Genomic DNA, 24,062 nt, shown 5'->3' on the forward strand with positions numbered 1-24,062 from the left:
GCTGTATGGTGCCTCTCATCGTTTTCAATTCGTATGATCGGACCGCTTTCTTTCATCACGGTCGCGGTTGATTTTCGTTTTTTCTTGTGTTTCGGTGTGTGATCGGTGCGCGTGATGCGTTTCGCTTTGTTGTGGATTCGTGTGATCTCCTTGCATTTGCTCATCGCGATCACGATTTTGCATCGTTTCTTCTTGCGACGCTGTATAAGAACGTTCGGCGTCTTGTTTTTTGAAATCAGACCGTTCTCCGTGCCGGATTAAATCATAGATTGCCCGGCCGTTTGTCGGCTGGCCGTCGGGCAAATAGACGGGCACGATGTCAAAGAAAACATAATAGAAACAGTAGAAAATAAATGTGCTCCAAAAGATGTTTTCTTCAAGTACTCCTTCCAGTACGAGTGCATTCAAAACAACGGCACAAACTCCTGTCGTAATAATAGGGGAGGCATAGATGAAGCCGTGCCAAAAGCGGCTGTTCAGCGTTAGTTCTTCGTATTCCATCCATGAATACATGAAGAAGTATCGCCGGACTTCTACGGTTGGGATCGTGAATAATATGGGCCCGCTTCCGATAATGAGCTTCTTTTTCTTACTCCGTAAAAGGGTCGCCGCTAAATAGTAGCCCATCTCTCGAGTGGTTGTTGCAAGTGGTAGGATGATTAACACAGCCATAAACAAGCGAATCCAATCTGTTGCACTAAACATGATTCGTTCTCCTCAAATGCTCTCAACAAATGAAGATGAAGATATCGTTATGAAATTGTGGATCATGCTCAACTTCAAAAGGAGAAACCTTGTATTTCAAATGACATATGGGACAGGTTTTCTCTTTTGAGTCGTAATTGTTTGACGGATGAGTAACTTTATCTGAATGTACACGTCAGGAAAAGAGTCTTTAAGACTAATGTTTCGCAACACGTTGCCGTTGATCGTTGATAAGGTAGAGGGTAATCATACTACCTATTACTGCAACAATACTTGCGAAGACAAATACCGCGTGTAGTTGAAACGCTTCTGCGACCATTCCGGCAATCCACGGTCCTAAAAAGATGCCTGCGGCATAATACGATTGGAAAAACCCCATCACCGATGTTTTTAAAGAATCTGGTGCAAGTCTTGCAACTTGTGAAAGACAAATCGGAAGAACGAACCCAAGTGCTAGACCAATCAAGAAATGGGTTGCGGATAGTGTCCATAAGCTATTCGTAAATGGCACAAGGAAGAACATGAGAGCAGCTAATACCATACAAGTTAAAATGACAATACGCTCTGTGTGCGGGTTCAAATGATACGCAGTCACAATGAGTGATGCAACGGCATGTGGGAGAAAGAACGCCGTCATTAACAAGACGATGGCTTGTTCTGAAATGCCAAGGGTTGCTGCATAGTTCGGTGTAAAACCAAAGATGGAAATAAACATTAGCCCGTGTGTAATGAGAGCGATCGTGCTGATCGGGAGCAGTTGTTTCGTTTTCAGTGTACGAGTGACATACTCTCCAATCGAATACCGAACGTTTTCTTCATTAGAGGCGGGGATCACTTTAATTGATACGGCTAAAAGCAACCCGATGAAAGAGGCGGCAACGCTACCCAAAACGGCGAAAGCATCCGAGCGATTCAACGAGAAAGCCGGCAGTTAGAATGCTTGCAAACTGGGGAAGGACGGTAAACAGTTGCATGGCACCCATTGCTCTTCCTGCATTCTCTTTTTTCACATATTGGGCATACATGATCGTCGCCATAACCCACATCGCTGCGGTCATGCCTGCTAAAAGTCGACCGATGAGTACCATCGTAAACGATTCAAAGAATACGAGGATCAAGCCGCTAATAATCGCAATCGCAAAGCTTGATACATACAACCATTTGCGTAAGAATAACAGCCGATCTGCGAGTACCCCAAGAGGGAAGCGTAAGGCCACTTGGAGCACACCGTAACTGCCGAGAATGATGCCAATGGCTTCATATGAAAAACGGATATTTTCTAAATATAAGCTAAACACAGGTACATAAATATAAGTAGCCAACCAGAAACAAAAAACAGAGGCAAGATAAATAAAATGATCTCTTCGGTATACGGTCATGGTGAACACTCCTTCCTCACAGTTTAGCACGTATGAATTCTTTAGATGTTGAAAAAAGGAAGCAAAATTTGCACACATGTTTAGCGTTTGTGCGCACCCCATCATGGTCATAAAACGTCGATCAACCTCAGTCGGCATTGAATGTAAAGAACATCCGTGGTGTGAACGGTCTTCGTCATGGGGCGTTCGAGCATGATTATTAAAGAAGATTACTTGGCTTACGTTATCTACATAGCGTGAGCTGTAGTTTTCCTGACTTGCGCTGTTAGTCGTTGCCAGGCGAATGCTTGTACTCCGGAGTACAAGTGCAACATTGGTGGTCAAAAGGCTACCACCGTGTTTTCTTGTATGCAGCGGAGGACTAGCTAGACTCTTCAGTCTTACGGCGAGGTCACTTAAAAGATGAGCCTCACTCTCTAAACTGCTCGTTAACGCGAACCAGTGAGTCCGTCCTATGTGGGGATTTTAACTACATCGAGCGTTGCAATCATCAATTATCCCATCATAGAACCGTTTATGTGGGAATATGGCCTTTCTATGTGGGGATTCCGGCTAAAAATTGTTCCTCATTGAAGCAAATTCCATCATAGACAGGGTCTACGTGGGATTTTCTATTTATAGCAAACGAAACATTGTTATATATTTTCGATTTCCTTTTTTCAGTGAAAATATGATAACCTGCGGGGGCTCGTCTCGACCCTTGTTCCGCAGTCTTCAACGCCTTTCGTTCTAATCAATGGCATTGTATGGGGGGGGAGTTGTCTTACTAGAGGTTCTTAATTGTGACACTAAACGGTGTTCAAAGAAACCATTTATTGCTACATCTACTGTGAACGAAAACATCGATTTTCAATGACGTTCAGCTTTTGCTGTTAACGGTTGGTTTGCCCCATTGGTTCTTGAAGAAATTCCTTAGTGTAACTTATATAGATTCATGATATAACCATTACTGTTTGTTCAACTAACGGTGCAGTTTAGTTCAATAACTTGTATGATAAAAGTGAACGAAAGGGACTAAGGTGAGTAGTTAATGGATATTCGTATTTTAAATAAGTCTGATGCCCAGCTGTACCAAGAATTACGATTGAGTGGATTAAAAGTCAATCCAGAAGCATTTGGTTCAACATATCAAAGAGAATTAAATTTCCCATTGGAAACTGTCGTAGAGCGATTAAATTCAACGAATGATAAATTTGTTTTAGGAGCCTTTAATAAAAGTGATTCGTTAGTTGGAATTGTTACTTTTATGCGTGAAACCAGTCTTAAAACCAGTCATAAAGGGAATGTTTTTGGGATGTATGTAGCACCGGAAGGTCGAGGTCAGGGTTTGGGTAAATCACTTATGGTTGAACTTATAAGGAATGCAAAAAATTGTATTGGCTTAGAACAAATAAACTTAACAGTTGTATCTGCAAATGACTCAGCAAAGAAGTTATACAAGTCCGTAGGATTTGAGGTCTATGGCGTAGAACGAAATGCCCTAAAATTTAATGGGAAGTATTTCGATGAGGATTTGATGGTCCTATATACATAAATATTGAGCTAACTGAAACGGGTGTTAAACTTCAATAAGACAACATAAAGGCTTTTCCGCAATCGGGGAAAATTTTTCGATTAAATGTATTAAAAACTAGAATATTCTTCAACTAATATGTCGGTTAGTTGAAGAAGCAAACATCCAAAAACAGAAATTCCATAAATTTATGGAATTTCTGTTTTTGGAGTAATAGCAACATCGAACGCTAACGGAGCCATATTTTTAAATGGAAGAAACGATCGATTATTAGCAGACTGGATTTCAAGACCGTTGAAGCGTTGATTACCAATAAGCGAGAAGGTAGGACAAGACTCTTGGCCCGGCGGGCGTGTTAAAGCTGTCAGTTTGTCAGTAGAAGTGGTAACGAAGGTGGTATCAATGAATGAATCGAACAAACCGGACCTTGTTCTTGCGAAAAAAAGGCCATTCAGGTTGCCCAAGCTGCTTTAGCTTGTAGAGAGAATAAGAAGAGGAGGTTAGTGGGCATCCCACTCTCCTCCTCTTCTTGAATCAGCTCCGCCAGTAATAATCCCGGCTTCGTCATCGACAACGATACTTTGCACGCTGCCAAAGTAAATGGCGCTTTTCGTGTGATCAACGGTATACCCTTCTTGTTCAAGTGATTCGGTGACGTCTGGAGGGATGCGACCTTCAACAGATATCGTTGGGGAGTGAAAATCATAGAATGATCGATTCGCTTCGATGGCATCTTCAATCGGTTCATCCATTAACAAGTGGCGGACGAGCACTTGCGTAAGTGTCGACGTAATGCGGCGGCCACCAGAGCTTCCAATGCCGATTTTTGGTTGTCCATCAGCTGTTATAATCGTCGGGGTAATATAGCTAATCGGTCGTTTGCCAGGTTCATAGCGATTCGGAGACGTTGTGCTCGCTGAAAAGTTGTCCAACTGGTTATTTAAGAAAAATCCGTCCATGTATATTCCCGACCCAAAAAAGCTACTCAGTGTGTTCGTCGCTGAGACCATCATCCATCCTCATCAACGATTACAAAATGCGTCGTGTTCCCATCCGTTTCTCCGCCTTCCATATCTTCAGGAAGCGGGTCTTTACCGGTATCTTCAAGGAATTCTTTTGAAAGGTTATCCGCGTAATCCGAATCCAAGATGTTCGTTAGCGGCACGTCTACAAATGCAGGATCACCGATCGTTTGAACCCGGTCTTCGTAAGCGGTGCGGGCAATCCCTCCGACTCTTTTTATAAATTCGGATGGGTTATCCGCCCAGGCGTCAAGCGACAAACGCTCCGCCATTTGCAAAGCGTGCACGAGCATCGTCCCCCCTGCAGGGGGTGGCGCCGCGTATACATCCATGCCAGCAAAAGTCGCACGCACTGGGTGGCGAACTTGGACGTCATATCCTGCCAAATCTTCACGACCTAACCCGTCAATGCGTGTAATGATCCGGTCCCCAATCGGCCCATGATAAAACGCACCAGGTCCTTCCTCTTGAATGGTTTTCAGTGTTCGCCCTAACTCTTCTTGGACGAGCGGGTCACCAGGCTCAATTGCTCGACCTCCTGGAAAGAAAACATCTGCGGTCTGTGGCTCAATATGGGAGTACGCATTTTGTAGGTGAGTATGAAGTGTATAAGAAACATCCACTCCGTCCATGGCGAGTTCTATTGCAGGCTCCATGAGGTCCTCGATCGGTTGTGATCCGTAGTTCGCGTTTACCTTTTCCATGCCACGGACGAACCCGGGCACACCAATGCCCGGGTCTGGTTTATTGTTTTGATTCGGTGCGGTCTCTCTGTAATCAAAAGCGACGGGATCCTGTTCTTCAGGTGCATGGACAAGCATCAGGCCGCCACCACCGATGCCTGATGCTTGAGGTTCAAGAACACTGATGGCATAAGAGATGGCGACAGCGGCGTCAGCTGCGTTCCCCCCTTGATCAAGAACTTCCATTCCAATCTCTGTCGCTACAGGGTGGTCGGTAGCGACCCCGACGCCATCTACTCGTGAATTTGATGGGGTGTCTGTTTCCATTTCGGGTACTTCGGTCCGATCTTCTTCGTGATCTCGCTCATCGCTCGTGAAATTTAAACTCAAAAGAACGACCGCAACGAGGAGGAGAACGATGACGATGATCGTTTCGGTTCGGCTTCGATTCATTACGATCCCTTCCTTTTCCTACATGAAAACGAGCAAAACGAGTAGAGTGGCGACAAACGCAATCATCGTCTGAACGGAAGCATCTTTTTTCTGGTATTTTACTGCACGCACGCACCGTTCTTTAAGTGGTAATGATTGTTGCATGGTATTCCCTCCTGTTTTTTAGACAAACAATAGTTGATACACAAGCAGAATCCCAAATGTAGCTACGCTTAATAGCGTTGTACTTGCCATCGTTGCTACAAATCCTTGTCGCTGAATGGTATTCGCGACAAGGCCTGGGACGATCAAGCCGATCGCTTGCAAATTCCCAACATCTTCAGGTGTGAAATTAAACACGGTGTCAAATGCTAGCTTGAGTATAATGCCGGTTAGAAGCATGGCCGCGAACTTTCTACGACCATAGAGAATCGTGAAGCGATTAATAATGTGCATGACAACGAGGTACGTTGCAAAGCTAATAAATAAAATAGACGTTGCGTAAAGCGGTGAGGTCAAGACGAGTGCAATGTACCCTGGGACAACGAGTCCGGCAGGAACAATGCCTGTTTTCTCAGCGAAAAATAAGCTGAGTGTCACACCGGCAACGAGGGCGACGGTTACTTCTGCGATATCCATGGTGAGTCTCCTTAATCAAACGTTTGTTTATTGTAGGACTGCGATTTTTTCTTCATTTGTTTTCTGCATGTTTCTAAGCTCTTCTGTTAGCGGCTCGGCAGCTCCGTGAATGTTGCCGACGCCATAAATGACGGTGTCTTTCATATAAGGCGTACTTCTTCAATAATGTCGGCGGTGTCGTAGCTTTCTAAGTTCAGGAACTGGTCTGCAGGAATCTCTCCACGATCGAACGCAGCAGCGATTGGATTCGTCGTTTCCCCGATGGTGACGAGTGTTCTGCACGGCAAATACGGCAATACGTCGCTTGCGAATTGTTCTGTGCGTTCGTAACGATCGCTTCGGCAATTCATAATAATGACCGCATCATCGGTTGGGTAACCAAGTGATTTTACCCGGTCCCATATATTAATGGTTGACGCCGCATCATTGGCAGCAAAGCCGTTTACGAGGTAAGAAGGGGTTGAATCGTCAAGGTCAATCGGCATGATTTGTAATGATCCTGGATCAGGCCAAGCATTGAGCATGCCTCGAAACGCTGTTTCGCGATCAATGTCGAGCGCTTCTGCGACGGCAAGAGCAAGTGCCGCGTTCTCTGGAAAGACCATATAGTCAAACTGAAGCAAGTAGGCTTCAGGAATTTTGGTTGTGTCACACACAATGACTCGGGTGTTCCTTTTCTCGGCAATTTCTTTATACATCGGAACGTAGGGGCTGTCGTTGACGATGAGGTGACCATCGTAAGGATGGTGGCGGTAAAGGCGTGGGCCACTTCATCTAGAGTTGGCCCCATGAGGTCCATGTGATCTTCAAGTACGTTCACGATGACACCGATGTTCGCTTGGAGCATCCGCTCTTGAAAAACGACCTGATAATCAGGAGTGACAGCCATGCATTCACTGACGATGGCTTCTGCATCTTGGTTGGCGACTTGTTTCATCACATGTTTTTGCTCTCCGATGTTTGGGCCTTCTGGGCGGCGAACAATTGGTTCTTCTTGACCACTATACCAATAAAGCATTCTTGCCTGTGTTCCTGTCGTTTTTCCTACCGTTTTAAGCCCTGCCTCTGTAAGAACACCTGTCACGAGGCGGGTGACTGTAGACTTTCCGCGTACACCATTTATATTGATGCGTATCGGAATCGAAGAAACGTTTTTGTTGTGTTTATGGCTTTCTATAATGCCAAAGACCAGTAATGATAATAAGCAAGTTGCGACGATGAGTAGCATAGATGATCTCCTTTATTCTTTGTACAATTGACATCACTCGTCAGTATACCTACCAAAGATAAACGTGCCATCACAACAACATTAAAAACCATTACGTTTGGATTAAGCATTCAAATGTTTATTATTGGTGTATAATGAAAAACCGACTAAAATAGGTTGCTCATCCTACTCTATCTGGATGATAAATCTAGAAATATCTACCAATAACTGTTTGGCGTCAAGCATGAGGATTAAGAATAGTCCCGGATTCATCTAGAAAATCACGGTGTCATCTGACTGTGATATGGCTGTAACATAACTCAGGAGCTATGACCTAAAGTTGTTTCTCTCTCTTGAAAGAAGGGAATAGAATCGCAAATAGATCGAGTATTCGGTGTGAGGTGAAGAGAATTGAAAGAATATACAAACTTCGATGCGGTTGGGCTGGCGTCTCTCGTCCAAACGGGGCAAGTCGAGGCAAATGAGTTAGTAGAAGCGAGCATTGCACGTGCAGAAGAGGTGAACCCAGGTCTGAATGCAATTGTGAAGGAGCGATACGACCGGGCGCGGAAGGAAGCGAAGGAACGTCGCTTTCAAAATGAAGCGTTTGCCGGAGTGCCGTTACTACTTAAAAATCTATCACATACGATACAAGGAGAACCGATAACGGCTGGGTCAGCGTTGCTTTCACACCGGATCGCGCAAAGAGATAGTCACTTTGTTAGTCGACTCAAGCGAGCAGGTTTTATGATGACAGGCTTTACAAACACGCCAGAATTCGGCTTAAAAAATATTACCGAGCCTAAGGTTTATGGACCGAGCCGCAACCCGTGGGGAGAGGCATTCTCACCAGGGGGATCTAGTGGGGGTGCTGCAGCAGCTGTTGCAGCACGGATTGTACCGATTGCTGCAGCGAGCGATGGGGGAGGTTCGATTCGAATCCCAGCATCGTTTACAAACCTTGTTGGTTTGAAACCGACAAGAGGGAGGATACCCGTCGGTCCAGGGGTAGGAAGGCAATGGCAAGGGGCGGCCATAGATTTTGTTTTATCTCGTTCTATGAGAGATAGCGCACGAGTGTTGGATGAGCTTCAGGTATATCAAAAAGAAGCCGCATTTCATACGCCCATATATGAAGGAAGTTTTGAAAAGCAAATGGCAAAAGCTGAAAAACGTAACCTTCGGATCGCTTGGAATGATCGTTCCCCTGTCGGGACACCAGTCTCAGAAGCCGCGAAACAGGCTGTACGTCAAGTTGTACGTTGGTTAGAAGCAGAAGGTCATTACATTGAAGAATGCGGTCCGGACATTGAAGGCACAACGCTTATGGAACAATACTATACGATGAACGCTGGTGAGATGGCTGCCCTACTATCTTCAATAGAACGTGACTTAGGGCGATCAGTAACGCGAGAGGATGTTGAAGTAGAGACGTGGCTGTTGCGTCATTTAGGAGACAGACTTTCCGCGGCTAGCTATGCGAGTAGCCTATCGGCTTGGGATCAAGCGAAAGCCCGTATGGTAAGGTTTCAAGATACATTTGATTTGTACATCACACCAACAACGGCGTTTTCCGCACCGCGTGTTGGGGAGTTGACCCCCACTCACAATGAAGTTGAACGTTTGTATGAATCTGTGGAGAAGTCAACGGAACAACTGTTTGAAGCAGTTTATGAAATGTTTTTGCCGAGCCTAACGTATTCTCCGTTTACACAACTTGCGAACATGACGGGGTTACCAGCGATCTCATTGCCGGTGTACAAGACGTTTGAAGGAATGCCTCTCGGTGTACAAGTAATGACGCAAGCAGGACAAGAACACCGTCTACTCCAACTCGGATGGCAACTCGAACAGTCGCCACTTTGGGAAGGAGGATAAACGTTTTTGAAAGGGGGTAAATGGTATGAGGGATCATTCACTAAACATTGTTCCGGTTCCAACACAATTTCATGTGCCGATTAACGAAGACGCTGAGCCATTAAGTGTAGCTACACAACAGCAGGTGGATGCCCATTGGCAGCGGGTAAATGCTGATGGCAAGTTCTTTCGCGGTGAACTTTTCATCATTGATTCGATTCACCATACAAATGACGAACTCGTCATCGCAATGAAAGCGAGCGATTACGCCATCACCTGTATGCAAAGTCCAGCACGTTACACCCGCAAGAGGCTTGCACGATATTAGCGCCGGCAGCACTCATTCGCACGAAAGATAATTATTTAATTTTCGGGAGGATGGGTGAACATACGGCAAAACCACGCATGATCCAATGTGTCGGCGGTGGAATTGATGATGCGGATGTCGTGAACGGTGAAATCGATCTTGTTGGGAACATTCAACGAGAAGTTCTGGAAGAAGTCGGACTTTCCACAAAAATGATGGAGCACGTGACGTCTATTGGACCTCTTTGCCTCGTGTATCCAGAAGCATATGTATGGGTCGCGGTGATCTATGAAATTAACATACCGATGCGAAAAGACGAATTTGTATCCTTTTTTGAAGCGCATCAAACGAGACTACGAAGGCTGGTAATGAGCCCGAACTGATGGAGATCATATCGGTAAAGGCGGACCGGAAAAGTCTGCGCACGTTCATAACAGAGCAATCAGATGACTTGATTCGTTATTTGCCGCCTTTGTTAAATGCGATCAAATAGGGTTTTTCAAAGCTTTCACTGTGATTCACTGCCAGAGAGAGTTGCGTTTTCGTACGACGTGTGCAAAAGAGAAGCATTAGTCAATAAGCGCATAAGTTAAAAGGTTAAGATTATGGATGAATTTTATTTAGCTGAAACGAGTGATCCTTCAGATCAGTGAAACATCGCCCCCATTCTTATATTTGAAGTGAACATTACTTCAACTGCTCGTTAACATAAACGCTGTAGGATTTGTATGAGGTAGTGATTCGCTATGGGAGGATATTCTCGAATTTGCTAGCGTTTTTGGATGAAATCTTACCATGGGTTATTCTATGGTAAGATTTCTTGTCTCTATGGGAGGATTTTTAGCAAAACGCCTCGTAAAATAAAGGGAATCTTACCATGAAACCAGCTATGGTAAGACTTTCATCCCGCGGTCTTGTGGCAATACTTTGTTCGTGGAAGATATTGAATTAGATTCAAAAGCCGCTGCTAAATCCCATTATCAATCCTTATCTTGTAGACGAATGATTTTCTTAACCTATAGAAGATGAACATCACACGTGCTTTCGCATCGAGTTGAGCGACCGTGCTAGCGGGGATTGCTAATATGAAAATAGGCAAAGAAGTCCAATTTGAATTTACATCGCTATCCTACAATGTTGAAGAACTGTTTGCCTCATAAACACTTCTATTGAGTGATTATATGGATATTTTTAGGAGATTGGTGATCTAGATCACGCCCAAATTGATCTATTTGAAATGAACTGCACATTTTCCTAATTTACACAGTTGGTTGTTTTTTTCCGCTGTAGGCCGATGCTTGTAGTCCAGACTACAAGTGCAACATCGGAGGTCAAAGTACGCCCACCGTGTTTTCTATGTACTCCAGAGCATAAGTACGACATCACCTCTCACTGCGCTCCGCTTGTGCTCGCTGTGTCTACTTGACACTCCAAACCACAAGTGCAACATCGTCCTAGTGTGTAACTTAATAAATAATACTATTACTAAATCTGCGTTTATTATGTGAGTAAATAATGTTATGAAATTCATTCTTCTCCCTACGCTAACCATTGGTTTATCTCTTTAGGACTAGGGGAATAGTATAGGCGTGTTATGAAGATGTTCTAGAGCTTTACAGCTCTGACTAATGCACGTACAATACTAAGTGGACGAAAAAAATAATGTTTTTGTCTACAGCTAATAAGGATGAGCACGATGGAGAAATCGATACAATCTGAACTATCCAGTTACATTGGAAGGTTATTTCGTGATAATTTCGGTAAAGGACCGGCTTCGGTTTACGTTTCAATAAAAGCCGACTATGTTGTTATTCATTTACGAGACTTTCTAGCACCGATGGAGCGGGTGCTCGTTTCGAAACATCAGACGTGATGGTTGAGGAAACGAGAGACTTATTAATGGAAGAATTATTGCCAGATATTAAAGCGACCTTCGGGTACGGCTAGATACTGAAATAGACGAATTGTATTATGACTGGTCTCTTTCAAATCGTTCAGGAATTATTTTGGCAAGGATTAATGCCAATGAATTAAAAGAAGAAGACGACTACCCTGAAAAAGATAATGTCCATGAGGCCATTTGCAGAGTGACCGAAGAAGCGGAGAAACAGCCGCGATCGGTTCAGTCGTTTTTTGCCAACGATCGCACGCTTGTCGTCTTTCGTGAAGGAATTCTTGTGACGATTGAAAAGGAACTGATTCGGACAGGTTTTGAAGAACATCTTAAGATTACAAAGAGACACCTTGAAAAGAAACTGCTACATGCAGCTGGTTTTGAAGAAATTCTAAAACGAGGTGTTGAGGATATCTTTGTGGATTGGGATTTTCAACGAGATAAAAGCTACATTATATTTACATTGAAACCATAGGTGGGAATGCGCCGGACGATAGCGTCGGACATAAGCCGAAAAGGAGAAGACTCCTTTTCGGCTTTTTTTTGCAGTGTACAAAGTTTTTTATTTGGAGGGAAGTATTGTGAATCCGTATCTTATCGACCATCACAACAAAATTATACACAAAACACGTTTTATTACCGATCAATGTAACCACAAACACATCCTACACGAAGATAAGCAGTTCACATCCATTGACCAAGAGTGTGCGTCTTACGTGCAGCAAGGCTATACGTTTTGTACATACTGCAATCGATGACAAAAACGCGGCGGGGGCACGTCGCCACCGCCGCTTTGTTAGGACCGTTTAATAAATAACCATAAGTTTCGTGCGCCGATGAACGCCACAACAAAGCTTGTGGCAAGCACCATCGCCCAGAGCCACAATGGATATTCAATAATTAATGTCGTGAATAACAAAACCATACCGATAAAAACCATAAGCATTCCATTTCGTAACTGTGGATCCATACGAGCCTCCGTGCGGGTTTTAGTGGGAAACGTAGTTGACGAGACGTTTCGCTGCTTCTAATAATACATCGTCAGAGGCGGCATATGAAAGTCTCAAGTATCCTTCACCAGCGTCTCCAAAGGCAGTGCCCGGTACCGTCGCAACCCCAGTATCCTCAAGTAAGCGCAACGCAAAATCGCGAATGTTCGCTTCTTGATGGTGGACGCGAACGAAAAGATAAAAGGCGCCGGTCGCTTCCATGACTTGTAGCTGTTCAGTACCGGAAAGAGCATCGGCAAGCAAGGTTCGTCTTAGTGCGAATGAATGACGCATGTATTCAAGAACATCTCCTGCACGTTCCATTGCTGCAAGCGCAGCTTTTTGTGTGAATGCAGGTACGCAGGCTGTGTTAAATTGATGTACGGAAAATGCCTTGGTATAAAGGACTTGGAGCATGCAAGTAGCCGATGCGCCATCCGGTCATCGCATACGCTTTTGAAAATCCATTCACTGTAACGGTCCGCTCAGCCATGCCAGGTAAGCTGGCGATGCTCACGTGCTCAGTGCCGTCAGAGATAATTTTCTCATACATCTCATCAGAAAGTACAATCAAGTTATGTTTCTTGGCAATATTGGCAAGCTGGTGGATTTCTTCTTTAGTCATCACGAGTCCCGTCGGGTTATGCGGCGAATTTACGATGAGCATTTTCGTCTTTGGCGTTATGTGGCCTCAATCGTCTTGAAATCGACGCTTAGCCGCTTGTCGCTTTTTGAGAGCGGGATGTGCACCGGAGTCGCACCAGCTAGGTGGGCAGCAGACTCGTAGTTCGGCCAAGCCGGCTCGGAATTAATACTTCATCGCCAGGGTTTAAAATGGCAAGTAGGGTGTTAAGCACCGCTTCGCTACCTCCAGCTGTAACAATAATTTCATCGGCTTCGGCGCGAATGCCATTATCGTTAAGTAACTTTTGAGCGAGCGCTTCTCGAAGTGCAGGAATGCCGTGATTCGGTGTATAGTGCGTATCCCCATCACGCATTGCGTTGATGGCGGCTTTTTGTGCCGGTTCTGGGGTGTCAAAGTCGGGTTCACCGAGCGTCAAGCTGTACACAGGCACGCCGGAGGCGTCTAACTGTCTTGCTTTTTCCGATAGTTCCCGAATTTTAGAAAATTGAACGTCGTTCATTCGTTTTGCAATCGTCGGTAACATCCGATCACCTCTTTTTGCATTTCTTATATCATATCATGTGACAACGTACACGTATAAATATCTGGGAATCATTACATACTAGTACTGTCTTGATGTGAGAACGTCAAGACGACCACAAGGATTGGTCCTTTATGGATGAATTTCTCTAATGATGACCTTCTTCAATGTTTGCGCGCATTGAGGAAGGTTATTTTTTGTTCAATTCTCGTATGCATAATGGTTGTCGCTAGGGGCAAACTGTTCAAGACTTGCATGAAGGGAGCGAATCGAGTGGTTAGAGAGGCTGCAGAAACGCTGAAAAAGAGTGTTTTATGGGATTTACTGACGACAGTAGACCACAAAAAAATAGCAGTTTTATACTTATTGGCAGGAACGCTATTCTTTGGTAAAGCTGGGTTGATGGCGATTATCTTCCGCATTCAGCTCATGTATCCAGAAAGTACAATTTTAAGTGGTCAAACGTACAACGAATTTATTACGATGCACGGAACCATTATGCTGTTTTTAGCAGCAACACCGCTTTTGTTTGCATTTATGAACTACATGATTCCACTGCAAATCGGTGCCCGTGATGTGGCATTCCCATTTTTAAACGCATTAGGGTTTTGGTTTTTCTTCTTTGGAGGATTATTATTGAGTCTTTCCTGGTTTTTTGGGGGCGGTCCTGATGCCGGTTGGACGGCCTACGTCCCCTTGTCGAGTCGAGACTACGCAGGCATAGGACTTGATTTTTATGTGCTCGGTTTACAAATATCCGGGCTCGGTACGCTCATATCAGGAATTAACTTTATCGTAACGATGATTACGATGCGAGCACCTGGGATGACGATGCTTCGGATGCCATTGTTTTGCTGGACATCGTTTGTGACGAGCATGCTCATTGTGTTCGCGTTTACTCCGCTTGCCGCCGGTCTTGCGTTATTAATGCTTGACCGTATGTTTGGTGGACAATTCTTTATTCCGAGTGAGGGCGGGAATGTTGTGATTTGGCCGCACATCTTTTGGATTTTCGGTCACCCGGAAGTATACATTCTTGTATTGCCTGCATTCGGCATGATTTCAGAAATCATTCCTGTGTTTTCAAAGAAGCGATTATTCGGGTATACCGCGATGGTTTTTGCGACGATCATTATCGGGTTTCTCGGGTTTATGGTATGGGTTCACCACATGTTTACGTTGAACTTAGGGCCAATCACGAATTCAATCTTTGCATTGGCAACAATGATTATCGGGATTCCGACGGGGATCAAGATCTTTAACTGGTTGTTCACGATGTGGGGCGGGAAACTTTGGTTTACGACCGCGATGCTCTGTGCGTCCTCCTTTGTACCGACCTTTGTTCTTGGTGGGGTCACCGGGGTGATGTTAGCAATGGCGCCAGTGACCCACCTATACCACGATACGTATTTCGTCGTTGCCCACTTCCACTACATTATTCTCGGTGGGATTGTTCTCGGTCTATTAGGCGCAACGTTTTATTGGTATCCGAAAATGTTCGGGCACTGTTTGAATGAAACGCTCGGGAAAATAATGTTTTGGATCTTTTATGTCGGTTTTCACCTGACATTCTTTGTACAACACATTTTGGGTCTCATTGGGATGCCAAGACGGGTGAACGTATACCTTGCTGATCAAGGTTGGGACGGAATGAACCTAATCTCTTCCATCGGATCATACATGCAAGGGGTCGCGATTATCATCTTGCTCATCAACGTCGTTTACTCGGCAAAGAAAGCACCAGACAAGCCGGTCGATGATCCGTGGGACGGTCGAACTTTAGAATGGGCGACCCATACACCTGTTCCAGAGTACAACTTTGCGCAAACGCCGCAAGTTCGGTCGCTAGACCCGTTGTTTTATGAGAAAGTGCACGGGGATGGAACGATGAAACCTGCAGAGCCAATCGGTGACGTGCATATGCCAAACGGCTCGTTTTTCCCGTTTCTCATCGCGCTAGGTTCATTCATCGTTGGGTTTGGTTTAATTATGTTGCATATGGACGCCTGGATTAACCCGTATATCGTCGTCGGTATCGGTGCGGTTTTAATGTTTGGCTCCATGGCGATGCATTCGTGGAAAGAAGATCACGGGTATCACATTACGAAAGAAAACATCGAAGCTATGGAACAGGAGGCGTTGGCAGATGAGCGAAACCGCTGATTTTTCGAAAGGGTTGCCCGCTCACCCGGAACGAGCAACGACCGAAGGAAAGAACAAGTTTGTTGGGTTTTGGGTATTTCTTTCTGGGGAAGTGACGATGTTTGCGACGTTCTTCGGGACGTATCTCGGTCTTCGAAACGGTACGGCTTCAGGTCCTGAAGCCGCCGACATCTTCTCCATGCCTCTCGTTTTTATAATGACGATGATTTTATTAACGAGTTCATTGACGAGCGTGATTGCCATGTTTGCGATGAGAAAAAACGAATTTAAGAAAATGAAGCTGTGGTTGTGGATGACTACACTGTTAGGTCTTGCCTTCCTTGGCTTCGAGATTTATGAGTTTGTTGAGTACGTACACTACGGCTTAGGGTTTACAACGAGTGCGTTTGCCTCATCGTTTTATTCTCTTGTCGGGCTGCACGGTGCTCACGTCGTATTTGGTCTCGGCTGGATTATTCTACTATTGATACGTTACAACAACGCTGGGATCACACTGACAAACGCACCGAAATTTTATACGTTTAGTCTCTACTGGCATTTCATTGACGTCGTTTGGGTGTTTATTTTTACAGTCGTCTATCTTATGGGAATGGGGGGTTAATCACTATGGCCGACAACTTATCGGAACCCTTTGAGAAAAGTGCCATGACTCAAGAGGACCAAAGAAAGAATCGTGAAGAACAGCGCATTCAGTATATCGCTTTTGCGTTTATGATTGTTCTCACACTGCTCGCGTTTGTCGCTGTTGGCGCTGACCTCTTGCCTGCTGCTTTTGCGGTTAGCTTTATCATCGTGCTTGCTGTCATTCAAATGTTCTTGCAGTTGTACTACTTCATGCACCTAAAAGAGAAAGACCACGGGTGGCCAAACACCTTTATGGTGACAGGGTTATTTCTCGTCATCCCAACCATCGTTGCACTCATGTTACTAATTGGTGTTGTCAAGTACTAAACATCGTAGCATCGGGGCTGTCCCAAGGATCACCATTGGATGTGCCCCTTTTTTAATCTGCGCCACTTGACACTCTTACGATTTGTCCATGCTATACTGGAGGAAAAATCGAGAGGAGAGAAACGATGAGGCTGTCTCATGGTCAAACTGCGCAACTGACACGTGTATTCACCGAAGAAGATGTGATTCGAAGTATGGAACTGACACAAGACCATTCGCCTGTGTACACCGAGCAACACAATGAGTGGACCGACGTTTATCCAGAACCGATACTACCTGCCTTGTTGGCAGAAAGCTTAATTACACAAGTGATTAGCACGAAGCTACCTGGCGTTCCGTGTATACTCGTCCAAAAAGATTTAGTCTATTATTCACCTGTACATATTCATGATCCAATTACTGTAGAGTTGATGGTCATTGACATTAATGAAGAACGCAAATGGATTACACAAAAAGTGACGTGTTGGAACTCCAAAAAGAAAGAAGTTATTAAAGGTCAAGTCGTCGTCTTTTTGCTTCCAGAGAAAGTGGAACAGTGATGAGTGCTATTCATGAAGGCGGGACGTTAGGAGCTGTTTACACAGACGCAAAAGGGAAGATTATTGATGTGAGTCAATCTTTTTGCGATCATTTTTTAGAAAATAAAGAGAGTTGTTTAGGGAAATATATCCACCAATTAATTCATGAGCAAGAAGCTGATCGTGAAATCATAGCAGGTCAAATTGGCGACGTTGCTTGCTTATTTCGAATGGTGGAGCAGTCAGAATGCCGTGTTTATTACGTGCTGCTTCGAATTGACGAAGTTGACCTACGCAACTTTAAAGATTGGGTAGCGAGAAACTATGCAGCGTTTCGGGCGAAGCGAGAGAAGAGCTCTTCGACGATGAGTGAAATCGTTGGGGAAAGCGAAGCGTTAGTCAACGTTAAAGAATTGGCTGCCAAAATTGCGACGAGTGATTCAACCGTGTTGTTAAGTGGAGAGAGTGGAACCGGGAAAGAACTGTTTGCTCAAGCGATTCACGAGAGCAGTTCGAGAAGTAATCACCCTTTTATTGCGGTAAACTGTGTGGCCATCCCTGACGAGTTGTTCGAATCTGAAATTTTCGGGTATGAGGCTGGGGCATTTAGTGGAGCGAAAAAGGGTGGAAAACCAGGGAAGATCGAACTCGCCCAGCATGGAACACTATTCTTAGATGAGATATCAGAACTAAGTTATTTGTCGCAAGGCAAGCTCATGCGCGTGTTACAAGAGCGAGAAGTTGAGCGACTAGGCGGTACGCACAGTGTGAATGTGGACATCCGCGTGATCGCCGCTACGAACAAAAATTTGCAGCAACTCGTCCAAGCCGGAAAGTTCCGTGAAGACTTGTTTTATCGATTGTACGTATTTGATCTGCACATTCCTTCGTTGCGTGACCGAAAAGGGGATTTAATGACGCTTGCCCGCACGTTCATTGAACATTTCAATCATATGCTCGGACGCGACGTTGAGGATATTGCTCCGAAACTACAATCACAAATGCTCGCATATGATTGGCCAGGCAACGTCCGAGAATTACGTGCATTTATCGAGCGGGGGATGAACATTACAGAAGGAAGCTGGCTTGAGCACGAACATGTATCGTTCTCAACTGCCGCTAACCATCCGACGGCTGTTGGCGTTGTTGAGAGTTCAAACACGCACCAGCGTCTCGATGAAATTGTGCAAAGCGCCGAGAAAGAAGCGATACAGCGAGCGTTGAAAATTGCAGGTGGAGACCGATCAAAGGCAGCGATTCAGCTTGGAATCCACCTCTCAAGCTTGTATCGCAAGATGACGAAGTACAATGTAGATTAAAAACGTTCAAGCATAAGGATCATTCCTTATGCTTTTTTTGCCTTTTGCACATCTGATTCTCACGTTCGCGAAAAAGTTCGCAACTATGCGAATGGCTAATCGAGGAAATCCCGGTTTCCCAAGGTTGAGAAACTGGCACGAACTTTGCAGTTTTATGAGCAGCGATAAAAAGGAGGAAATGGCGATGCTCGATTTTTCGTTTACAGAAGAACAAGATTATTTTAGAAGGATGCTCAAAGATTTAGCAAAAGATGAGCTCCTCCCCAATTATACAAAATGGGATCGCGAAGGGATTACACCGCGACACCTATGGAAGCGCCTCGGCGATGTTGGCATTACAGGCTTGCGCATTCCTGCGGAATATGGTGGCAGTGAGGCGGACTGTGTGACGACAGGGATTGCCGCTGAAGAAATTGGCCGGGGAGATTTTAATTTAACGTATGCGGTGATGCTTAATGCGCTCATCGGGGAAATCATTGCGTCTCATGCGAGTGAAGAGCTAAAGGATCAGTATTTGCCGCCGCTTGCTGAAGGGACGAGTATATTTGGCATTGCGATTACGGAGCCGGATGCGGGTACGGATGCTGGTGGCATTAAATCAACGGCGCTTAGAGACGGTGATGATTATATTTTAAATGGCGAGAAATCAGGAATTTCCGTTGCGACGGAAGCGGATGCGTTTATTGTGTTTGCGAAGACCGACCCGTCTCTTGGGAACCGAGGAATTAGTGCGTTTATCGTGCCGTCCAACTTGGAAGGTGTGGATAGCAGAGGATACGAAGATATGGGCAACGTAGCGATTGGGCGTGGCTCCGTTTACTTCAATGATGTACGCGTACCGGCGAATCATCTAATTGGTGAAGAGAACAAAGGGTTTGCGCAAGTGATGAATGGATTTGACCTTAGTCGATTGCTCATTGGTCTCCAATGTGTGGGCGCCGCTTTCCAAAGTCTTGATGAGACGATTGAACATGTAAAGACGAGAAAAACGTTTGGTAAGGCACTAGCGACGTATCAAGGCGTATCGTTTCCAATCGTGACGCATTATTCCAAGCTAGAAATGCTCAAATGGCAAGCGTATCGCGGGTTATGGCTAAGAGATAACAATAAAAAACATTCAAAAGAATCGGCTTCGGTAAAGTGGCTCGGACCTTTGTATAGCCAAGAGGCCATTCATGAATGTTTACTCTTAAATGGGCATTACGCATACACGAAAGAGATGCCACTTGAACAACGTTACGTGATGTGATTGGTCTAGAGATTGGCGACGGTACAGCACAAGCCAATCAAATGGTCATCGCCAAAGACATTATTGGCAAAGAATATCGCTCGTACACACCTGCAGGAGCATCCACATAATAAGGAGAGATACTAATGACGTATGAAGACATTGTATTTGAAAAGAACAACGGAATAGCAACGATAAAGATCAATCGTCCCCACGTATACAATGCATTCCGAGGCCAAACGATCCGCGAGTTGATTGCTGCGTTTCGGGAAGCGTGGGATGACAACCGCATTGGCGCCGTCATCTTTACTGCTGAAGGCGAGAAGGCGTTTTGTGTCGGTGGGGACCAAAAAGAAAAAGGAGACGAAGGTGGATACGACTACGGTGGTGGGCTAGGAAACGGTATTGGTCTAGAGGTCGAGAACCTTCACAATACGATTCGCAACATTCCAAAGCCTGTCATTGCTGCTGTAAATGGCTATGCGATTGGAGGAGGGCACGTGCTCCATGTCATTTGCGACCTCACCATTGCATCGTCAACGGCGAAATTTGGTCAAAGTGGACCGAAAGTGGGAAGTTATGATGCCGGTTACGGCTCGGCTTATCTCGCAAGAATCGTCGGTGAGAAAAAGGCGCGGGAAATTTGGTATTTGTGTGAGCAATATACAGCAGACGAGTGTAAAGAGATGGGGCTTGTGAACCGAGTCGTTGCACCAGAAGAATTGCAAGGGGCCGCACAGGAATGGGCCGAAAAAATTCTCGAAAAAAGCCCAACAGCGATTAAGATGCTGAAATACTCATTCAATGCCGACTCAGCCAATATTGCTGGCATTTCGCAGCTTGCGATGGGAAGTCTCGCGATGTTCTATGACTCCAAAGAGTCTGAAGAAGGAAAGAATGCGTTTTTGGAAAAACGTCCGGTTGATTTTCACAAATTTCGCCAATAAGGAGGCGTGAGAATGGCATTTGAGACACGGTTAACTGATGCATACATTGCCCAGTATGAGAACATTTGGCCGAACAAAACGATTCTCGATTATTTTGATCGAGCGGTTGAACGTTATCCGAACAAAGAAGCGATCATTGATAAACGAAGCCGATTCACGTATGCGGAATTGGCCCAATGCGTCAACCGTGTTGCCCTCGGTTTGCTTGAAGCGGGCTTAAAAAAAGGGGATGTTATTTCAATCCAACTGCCAAATTGGAATGAGTTTGTCATTTTGCATCTCGCTGCCACAAAGATTGGGGCGATTACGAATCCGCTCATTCCGATTTACCGGGACAGAGAAATCGGTTATATGGTGAAGATGGCGGAAACGAAAATGATCGTCGTGCCTGATGAATTCCGGAGCTTTGATTACCCGGCCATGATCGATCGTCTAAAGGATGACTGGCCTCAACTGGAGCACACGTATGTTGTGGGAGAGAACGTGCCGTCACACATGAAAGCGTTTACCGACCTCACGAATATTGCTTGGGAAGAACGACGTGACGTGAAAGAACTCCAAGCAATGACCCACGACCCGAATGAGCTGACCGAAATTATCTTTACGTCTGGCACGACAGGTTCTCCTAAAGGTGTTATGCATACGCACAATACGCTCTGTGTATCGACTGACTATTGGATTGAGCGCCTGAAGCTGACTGATGACGATGTGATGTTTATGCCGTCCACGTTCGGCCACCAAACCGGTTTTGGCTACGGGCTACGCCTGCCGATTCATTACGGTGGAACAGCGGTCTTCCAAGACGTTTGGAATCCAGAAGAATTTCTCGAACAAATTAGTACAGAGCGCATTACGTTTACAGCGAGCGCGACCCCGTTTTTGCAAGATATGGTTCAGTTTGAAGGGTTGGAGAACTATGATTTGCGAACCTTTAGAGCATTTATTGCGTTAGGTGCACCGATTCCTCGGGCCATCGTGAAAGAGGCAAATGAAAAAGTTTCATTTTCGATCCTCTCTGGTTGGGGGCAATCCGAGAACGGTCTTGTCACGCTCACGTTGCTCAATGATTCCATTGAGAAGCTGACGGGCACAGATGGAACGACATTTCCTCATATGGAAGTGAAAACGATTGATGAGTATGAAAACCCGTGCCCGCCAGATGTTGAAGGGGCATTGCTCGCTAAGGGACCTGCCCAATTTGTCGGCTATTTAAAGCAACCGGAAGTCACAGAAAGTGAGCATATTGACGATTGGTTTATTACCGGTGACCGGGCAACCATTGATGCGGACGGTTACATTCGCATCACCGGTAGAAATAAAGACATTATCATTCGCGGTGGAGAGAACATTCCGGTCGCCTACGTTGAGAATATGCTCTATGAACATCCTAGCATCCAGATTGCCCAAATTGTCGCCATGCCTGACGCACGTCTGCAAGAAAGAGCTTGTGCGATGATCGGCATGAAACCAAACGAGACACCCCTTACGCTAGAAGACATTAAGCAATTTCTTGAAGAGAAAGGTGTGGCCAAACAATATTGGCCCGAGCGCGTCGAAGTGCTTGAACAATTTCCAAGAACACCGAGCGGAAAGATCCAGAAATTCCGCCTTCGAGACATGATTAAACAATAGAGAAACGTGGAGGGAACCAACATGAGCGAAGTAGCATTTATTACCGGAGCAGGACGAGGCATTGGTCGGGAGATTGCCAAGACACTCGCAAACAAAGGCATGAAGATCGTCGTGACCGATATATCCATCGACTCAGCAAAAGAAACCGCCGAACTGTTAGACACCGAAGCCTTACCCCTTGCATGCGACGTCACTTCATTAGAAGATGTAGAAGAAGCGGTAAAGAAGGCAGCGGATCACTTTGGCAAGATTTCCATTCTTGTGAACAATGCCGGATGGGATAAAATTGAGCCGTTTCTAAAAAGCGAACCGGACACTTGGCAAAAAGTCATCTCCATCAATTTAATGGGCCAAATTCATACGTGTAAAGCCGTATTGCCAGTCATGATTGATCAAGGGCACGGCAAAGTCGTGAACTTGGCGTCAGATTCGGCGCGCGTCGGTTCAAGCGGGGAGGCGGTGTATTCCGCAGCCAAAGGGGGCGTCGTGTCCTTTACGAAAACGCTCGCTCGTGAAATGGCACGTCATAAGATCAATGTGAATTGCATTGCGCCTGGACCGAGTAACACCCCCCTTCTTGCTGAGATTAGTGAGTACAACGATGGCATCGTCAAAGCGTTGGAAAAAGCGATCCCATTCCGCAGGTTGGCAGAAGCTGAAGACATTGCCAATGCAGTTGCCTTCTTTGCATCCGAAGAAGCCGGTTATGTGACCGGGCAAACGTTGTCAGTGAATGGCGGGTTAACGATGGCTTAGGAGGAGTTTATATGCACGTACAATTGAACGGCAAAACCGTACTCATCACCGGTGCAGCCAAAGGGATTGGAAAAGCGATCGCACTTGAGGCGGCCGGAGCGGGGGCGAACATTGTCCTGCATTATCATCAATCCAAAGAGGAAGTAAAGCGTGCCGCAGAGGAAATCCGTGAACTCGGTGTGGACGTACAATTAGTGAGTGGAGATCTCGGGGATTATGCGGACGTCGATGCGGTGTATGAAACAATTGGACCGGTCGATGCGATCGTGAATAATGCTGGTTGGACACAACTAAAACCATTTTTCTCTTATGAACGTGGAGAGTGGCAAAAAGAGATCGACATTTGCTTACAAGCGGTCATGAACTTGGCGCACCGTTTCGTGCCCGACATGATGGAGCGGGGCAGCGGGAAGTTCATTAATCTGATTGGAGACTCCGCCCGTACGGGCGATCGCTACTTGAGCGTGTCCGGGGCTGCTCGCAGTGGGGCAACGAGCTTTGTGAAATCGCTCGCGCAAGAAGCCGGTCGCAGCGGCGTGCAATGCAATACCGTCTCGCTTGGCATGATCGATCAAGGAGAGCTTGATGAGTCACTGAAAACGAAACTCGTCAAACAATATCCCCTCGGTACCCTCGGGGATCGTACCGATGTCTCCCACATGACGACGTTTCTGTTGTCTGAACAGACGAACTGGGTGACCGGACAAGTGATCGCGGTCAATGGTGGCTACACGATGATTGGATAAAAGAGAGGT

At 45.5% G+C, this 24,062-nt stretch carries 25 protein-coding genes and 2 pseudogenes; 16 read left to right on the top strand and 11 right to left on the bottom strand.

Going from position 1 to position 24,062, the window contains the following annotated elements; genetic code table 11:
* Positions 1-24 precede the first annotated feature (24 nt).
* From JCM19037_RS01505 to JCM19037_RS25410, 3 genes are all read right to left on the bottom strand, one after another.
* On the bottom strand, positions 25-705 hold the full coding sequence (locus JCM19037_RS01505; RefSeq protein ID WP_152548892.1) for a hypothetical protein: 681 nt from the start codon (positions 703-705) through the stop codon (positions 25-27).
* A gap of 196 nt (positions 706-901) precedes the next feature.
* On the bottom strand, positions 902-1,594 hold the full coding sequence (locus JCM19037_RS21770) for an MFS transporter (RefSeq protein ID WP_052363421.1): 693 nt from the start codon (positions 1,592-1,594) through the stop codon (positions 902-904).
* Positions 1,587-2,084, bottom strand: a complete 498-nt coding sequence (locus JCM19037_RS25410; RefSeq protein ID WP_052363422.1) for an MFS transporter — start codon at positions 2,082-2,084, stop codon at positions 1,587-1,589. Before JCM19037_RS25410 ends, JCM19037_RS21770 begins: the two co-directional genes overlap by 8 nt.
* 1,030 nt (positions 2,085-3,114) lie before the next feature.
* Between JCM19037_RS25410 and JCM19037_RS01515 the strand changes: the two genes are divergently transcribed.
* A complete protein-coding gene (locus JCM19037_RS01515; RefSeq protein WP_042397127.1) occupies positions 3,115-3,618 on the top strand; it encodes a GNAT family N-acetyltransferase in 504 nt (167 codons plus the stop codon).
* A 479-nt stretch (positions 3,619-4,097) separates the two neighbouring features.
* On the opposite strand, the pseudogene ggt reads toward JCM19037_RS01515, so the two are convergent.
* From ggt to pgsB, 4 genes and pseudogenes are all read right to left on the bottom strand, one after another.
* A pseudogene (gene ggt, locus JCM19037_RS28035) lies at positions 4,098-5,755 on the bottom strand (gamma-glutamyltransferase).
* A gap of 18 nt (positions 5,756-5,773) precedes the next feature.
* On the bottom strand, positions 5,774-5,899 hold the full coding sequence (locus tag JCM19037_RS28040) for a hypothetical protein (protein WP_255357825.1): 126 nt from the start codon (positions 5,897-5,899) through the stop codon (positions 5,774-5,776).
* Positions 5,900-5,917: 18 nt separating this feature from the next.
* Positions 5,918-6,373, bottom strand: a complete 456-nt coding sequence (gene pgsC, locus JCM19037_RS01525; RefSeq protein WP_042397130.1) for a poly-gamma-glutamate biosynthesis protein PgsC — start codon at positions 6,371-6,373, stop codon at positions 5,918-5,920.
* Positions 6,374-6,400: 27 nt separating this feature from the next.
* A pseudogene (gene pgsB, locus JCM19037_RS01530) lies at positions 6,401-7,601 on the bottom strand (poly-gamma-glutamate synthase PgsB).
* A 390-nt stretch (positions 7,602-7,991) separates the two neighbouring features.
* Between pgsB and JCM19037_RS01535 the strand changes: the two are divergent.
* The 5 genes from JCM19037_RS01535 to JCM19037_RS26415 all read left to right on the top strand — a co-directional run bounded on the left by JCM19037_RS01535 (position 7,992) and on the right by JCM19037_RS26415 (position 12,113).
* The gene (locus tag JCM19037_RS01535) at positions 7,992-9,458 is read left to right on the top strand and encodes an amidase family protein (RefSeq protein ID WP_042397134.1); all 1,467 of its coding nucleotides are present in this window, start codon (positions 7,992-7,994) and stop codon (positions 9,456-9,458) included.
* A gap of 25 nt (positions 9,459-9,483) precedes the next feature.
* Positions 9,484-9,765: a hypothetical protein gene (locus tag JCM19037_RS01540; RefSeq protein ID WP_042397137.1), complete on the top strand. Its 282-nt coding sequence runs from the start codon at positions 9,484-9,486 to the stop codon at positions 9,763-9,765.
* Between the two features lie 50 nt (positions 9,766-9,815).
* Positions 9,816-10,127, top strand: coding sequence for a hypothetical protein (locus JCM19037_RS01545; RefSeq protein ID WP_042397141.1), 312 nt, complete (start codon positions 9,816-9,818; stop codon positions 10,125-10,127).
* A gap of 1,313 nt (positions 10,128-11,440) precedes the next feature.
* Positions 11,441-11,617: a Na-translocating system protein MpsC family protein gene (locus JCM19037_RS26410; RefSeq protein WP_238544480.1), complete on the top strand. Its 177-nt coding sequence runs from the start codon at positions 11,441-11,443 to the stop codon at positions 11,615-11,617.
* Between the two features lie 133 nt (positions 11,618-11,750).
* Positions 11,751-12,113 carry a Na-translocating system protein MpsC family protein gene (locus JCM19037_RS26415; protein ID WP_238544481.1) on the top strand — a complete coding sequence of 121 codons (363 nt, stop codon included), beginning with the start codon at positions 11,751-11,753 and terminating at the stop codon, positions 12,111-12,113.
* Between the two features lie 321 nt (positions 12,114-12,434).
* On the opposite strand, the gene JCM19037_RS25415 is transcribed toward JCM19037_RS26415, so the two are convergent.
* From JCM19037_RS25415 to JCM19037_RS28055, 4 genes are all read right to left on the bottom strand, one after another.
* Positions 12,435-12,608, bottom strand: coding sequence for a hypothetical protein (locus JCM19037_RS25415; RefSeq protein WP_193744625.1), 174 nt, complete (start codon positions 12,606-12,608; stop codon positions 12,435-12,437).
* Between the two features lie 19 nt (positions 12,609-12,627).
* Positions 12,628-13,044, bottom strand: coding sequence for an aminotransferase class I/II-fold pyridoxal phosphate-dependent enzyme (locus tag JCM19037_RS28045; protein ID WP_081828973.1), 417 nt, complete (start codon positions 13,042-13,044; stop codon positions 12,628-12,630).
* Positions 12,998-13,294 carry a pyridoxal phosphate-dependent aminotransferase gene (locus JCM19037_RS28050; protein WP_081828974.1) on the bottom strand — a complete coding sequence of 99 codons (297 nt, stop codon included), beginning with the start codon at positions 13,292-13,294 and terminating at the stop codon, positions 12,998-13,000. Before JCM19037_RS28050 ends, JCM19037_RS28045 begins: the two co-directional genes overlap by 47 nt.
* Before the next feature lie 97 nt (positions 13,295-13,391).
* Complete coding sequence (locus tag JCM19037_RS28055; RefSeq protein ID WP_042397143.1) at positions 13,392-13,796, bottom strand: aminotransferase class I/II-fold pyridoxal phosphate-dependent enzyme; 405 nt, start codon at positions 13,794-13,796, stop codon at positions 13,392-13,394.
* A 270-nt stretch (positions 13,797-14,066) separates the two neighbouring features.
* Here JCM19037_RS28055 and JCM19037_RS01565 point away from each other — a divergent pair, with 270 nt between their 5' ends.
* From JCM19037_RS01565 to JCM19037_RS01610, 10 genes are all read left to right on the top strand, one after another.
* On the top strand, positions 14,067-15,956 hold the full coding sequence (locus tag JCM19037_RS01565; RefSeq protein WP_238544482.1) for a cbb3-type cytochrome c oxidase subunit I: 1,890 nt from the start codon (positions 14,067-14,069) through the stop codon (positions 15,954-15,956).
* The gene (locus JCM19037_RS01570) at positions 15,940-16,557 is read left to right on the top strand and encodes a cytochrome (ubi)quinol oxidase subunit III (RefSeq protein WP_042397149.1); all 618 of its coding nucleotides are present in this window, start codon (positions 15,940-15,942) and stop codon (positions 16,555-16,557) included. The genes JCM19037_RS01565 and JCM19037_RS01570 overlap by 17 nt, the downstream gene beginning before the upstream one ends.
* 5 nt (positions 16,558-16,562) lie before the next feature.
* The gene (locus JCM19037_RS01575) at positions 16,563-16,907 is read left to right on the top strand and encodes a cytochrome C oxidase subunit IV family protein (protein ID WP_042397152.1); all 345 of its coding nucleotides are present in this window, start codon (positions 16,563-16,565) and stop codon (positions 16,905-16,907) included.
* Between the two features lie 125 nt (positions 16,908-17,032).
* On the top strand, positions 17,033-17,446 hold the full coding sequence (locus JCM19037_RS01580; RefSeq protein WP_052363427.1) for a hypothetical protein: 414 nt from the start codon (positions 17,033-17,035) through the stop codon (positions 17,444-17,446).
* Positions 17,446-18,744: a sigma-54-dependent Fis family transcriptional regulator gene (locus JCM19037_RS01585; RefSeq protein WP_052363428.1), complete on the top strand. Its 1,299-nt coding sequence runs from the start codon at positions 17,446-17,448 to the stop codon at positions 18,742-18,744. The genes JCM19037_RS01580 and JCM19037_RS01585 overlap by 1 nt, the downstream gene beginning before the upstream one ends.
* A 184-nt stretch (positions 18,745-18,928) precedes the next feature.
* Positions 18,929-19,993 (top strand): acyl-CoA dehydrogenase family protein, encoded by a 1,065-nt coding sequence (locus JCM19037_RS01590; protein WP_238544483.1) that lies wholly within the window; start codon positions 18,929-18,931, stop codon positions 19,991-19,993.
* 125 nt (positions 19,994-20,118) lie between these two features.
* The gene (gene menB / locus JCM19037_RS01595) at positions 20,119-20,919 is read left to right on the top strand and encodes a 1,4-dihydroxy-2-naphthoyl-CoA synthase (protein WP_042397156.1); all 801 of its coding nucleotides are present in this window, start codon (positions 20,119-20,121) and stop codon (positions 20,917-20,919) included.
* 12 nt (positions 20,920-20,931) lie between these two features.
* Entirely contained in the window at positions 20,932-22,551 is a 1,620-nt protein-coding gene (locus JCM19037_RS01600; RefSeq protein ID WP_042397159.1) for an AMP-binding protein, read from the top strand.
* Positions 22,552-22,572: 21 nt separating this feature from the next.
* Complete coding sequence (locus JCM19037_RS01605; RefSeq protein WP_042397163.1) at positions 22,573-23,307, top strand: SDR family NAD(P)-dependent oxidoreductase; 735 nt, start codon at positions 22,573-22,575, stop codon at positions 23,305-23,307.
* 11 nt (positions 23,308-23,318) lie between these two features.
* The gene (locus tag JCM19037_RS01610) at positions 23,319-24,053 is read left to right on the top strand and encodes an SDR family NAD(P)-dependent oxidoreductase (protein WP_042397166.1); all 735 of its coding nucleotides are present in this window, start codon (positions 23,319-23,321) and stop codon (positions 24,051-24,053) included.
* Positions 24,054-24,062 lie beyond the last annotated feature (9 nt).

This window comes from Geomicrobium sp. JCM 19037 (genome assembly GCF_000698105.1).
Classification (GTDB): Bacteria; Bacillota; Bacilli; order Bacillales; family Marinococcaceae; genus Geomicrobium_A.

Coding starts and splice junctions, on each gene's coding strand:
- JCM19037_RS01505 (WP_152548892.1), bottom strand. CDS start 705: ATGTTTAGTGCAACAGATTGGATTCGCTTGTTTATGGCTGTGTTAATC.
- JCM19037_RS25410 (WP_052363422.1), bottom strand. CDS start 2,084: ATGACCGTATACCGAAGAGATCATTTTATTTATCTTGCCTCTGTTTTT.
- JCM19037_RS01515 (WP_042397127.1), top strand. CDS start 3,115: ATGGATATTCGTATTTTAAATAAGTCTGATGCCCAGCTGTACCAAGAA.
- JCM19037_RS28040 (WP_255357825.1), bottom strand. CDS start 5,899: ATGCAACAATCATTACCACTTAAAGAACGGTGCGTGCGTGCAGTAAAA.
- pgsC (WP_042397130.1), bottom strand. CDS start 6,373: ATGGATATCGCAGAAGTAACCGTCGCCCTCGTTGCCGGTGTGACACTC.
- JCM19037_RS01540 (WP_042397137.1), top strand. CDS start 9,484: ATGAGGGATCATTCACTAAACATTGTTCCGGTTCCAACACAATTTCAT.
- JCM19037_RS01545 (WP_042397141.1), top strand. CDS start 9,816: ATGGGTGAACATACGGCAAAACCACGCATGATCCAATGTGTCGGCGGT.
- JCM19037_RS26410 (WP_238544480.1), top strand. CDS start 11,441: ATGGAGAAATCGATACAATCTGAACTATCCAGTTACATTGGAAGGTTA.
- JCM19037_RS25415 (WP_193744625.1), bottom strand. CDS start 12,608: ATGGATCCACAGTTACGAAATGGAATGCTTATGGTTTTTATCGGTATG.
- JCM19037_RS28045 (WP_081828973.1), bottom strand. CDS start 13,044: ATGCTCCAAGTCCTTTATACCAAGGCATTTTCCGTACATCAATTTAAC.
- JCM19037_RS28050 (WP_081828974.1), bottom strand. CDS start 13,294: ATGCTCATCGTAAATTCGCCGCATAACCCGACGGGACTCGTGATGACT.
- JCM19037_RS28055 (WP_042397143.1), bottom strand. CDS start 13,796: ATGTTACCGACGATTGCAAAACGAATGAACGACGTTCAATTTTCTAAA.
- JCM19037_RS01570 (WP_042397149.1), top strand. CDS start 15,940: ATGAGCGAAACCGCTGATTTTTCGAAAGGGTTGCCCGCTCACCCGGAA.
- JCM19037_RS01575 (WP_042397152.1), top strand. CDS start 16,563: ATGGCCGACAACTTATCGGAACCCTTTGAGAAAAGTGCCATGACTCAA.
- JCM19037_RS01580 (WP_052363427.1), top strand. CDS start 17,033: ATGAGGCTGTCTCATGGTCAAACTGCGCAACTGACACGTGTATTCACC.
- JCM19037_RS01585 (WP_052363428.1), top strand. CDS start 17,446: ATGAGTGCTATTCATGAAGGCGGGACGTTAGGAGCTGTTTACACAGAC.
- JCM19037_RS01590 (WP_238544483.1), top strand. CDS start 18,929: ATGCTCGATTTTTCGTTTACAGAAGAACAAGATTATTTTAGAAGGATG.
- menB (WP_042397156.1), top strand. CDS start 20,119: ATGACGTATGAAGACATTGTATTTGAAAAGAACAACGGAATAGCAACG.
- JCM19037_RS01600 (WP_042397159.1), top strand. CDS start 20,932: ATGGCATTTGAGACACGGTTAACTGATGCATACATTGCCCAGTATGAG.
- JCM19037_RS01605 (WP_042397163.1), top strand. CDS start 22,573: ATGAGCGAAGTAGCATTTATTACCGGAGCAGGACGAGGCATTGGTCGG.
- JCM19037_RS01610 (WP_042397166.1), top strand. CDS start 23,319: ATGCACGTACAATTGAACGGCAAAACCGTACTCATCACCGGTGCAGCC.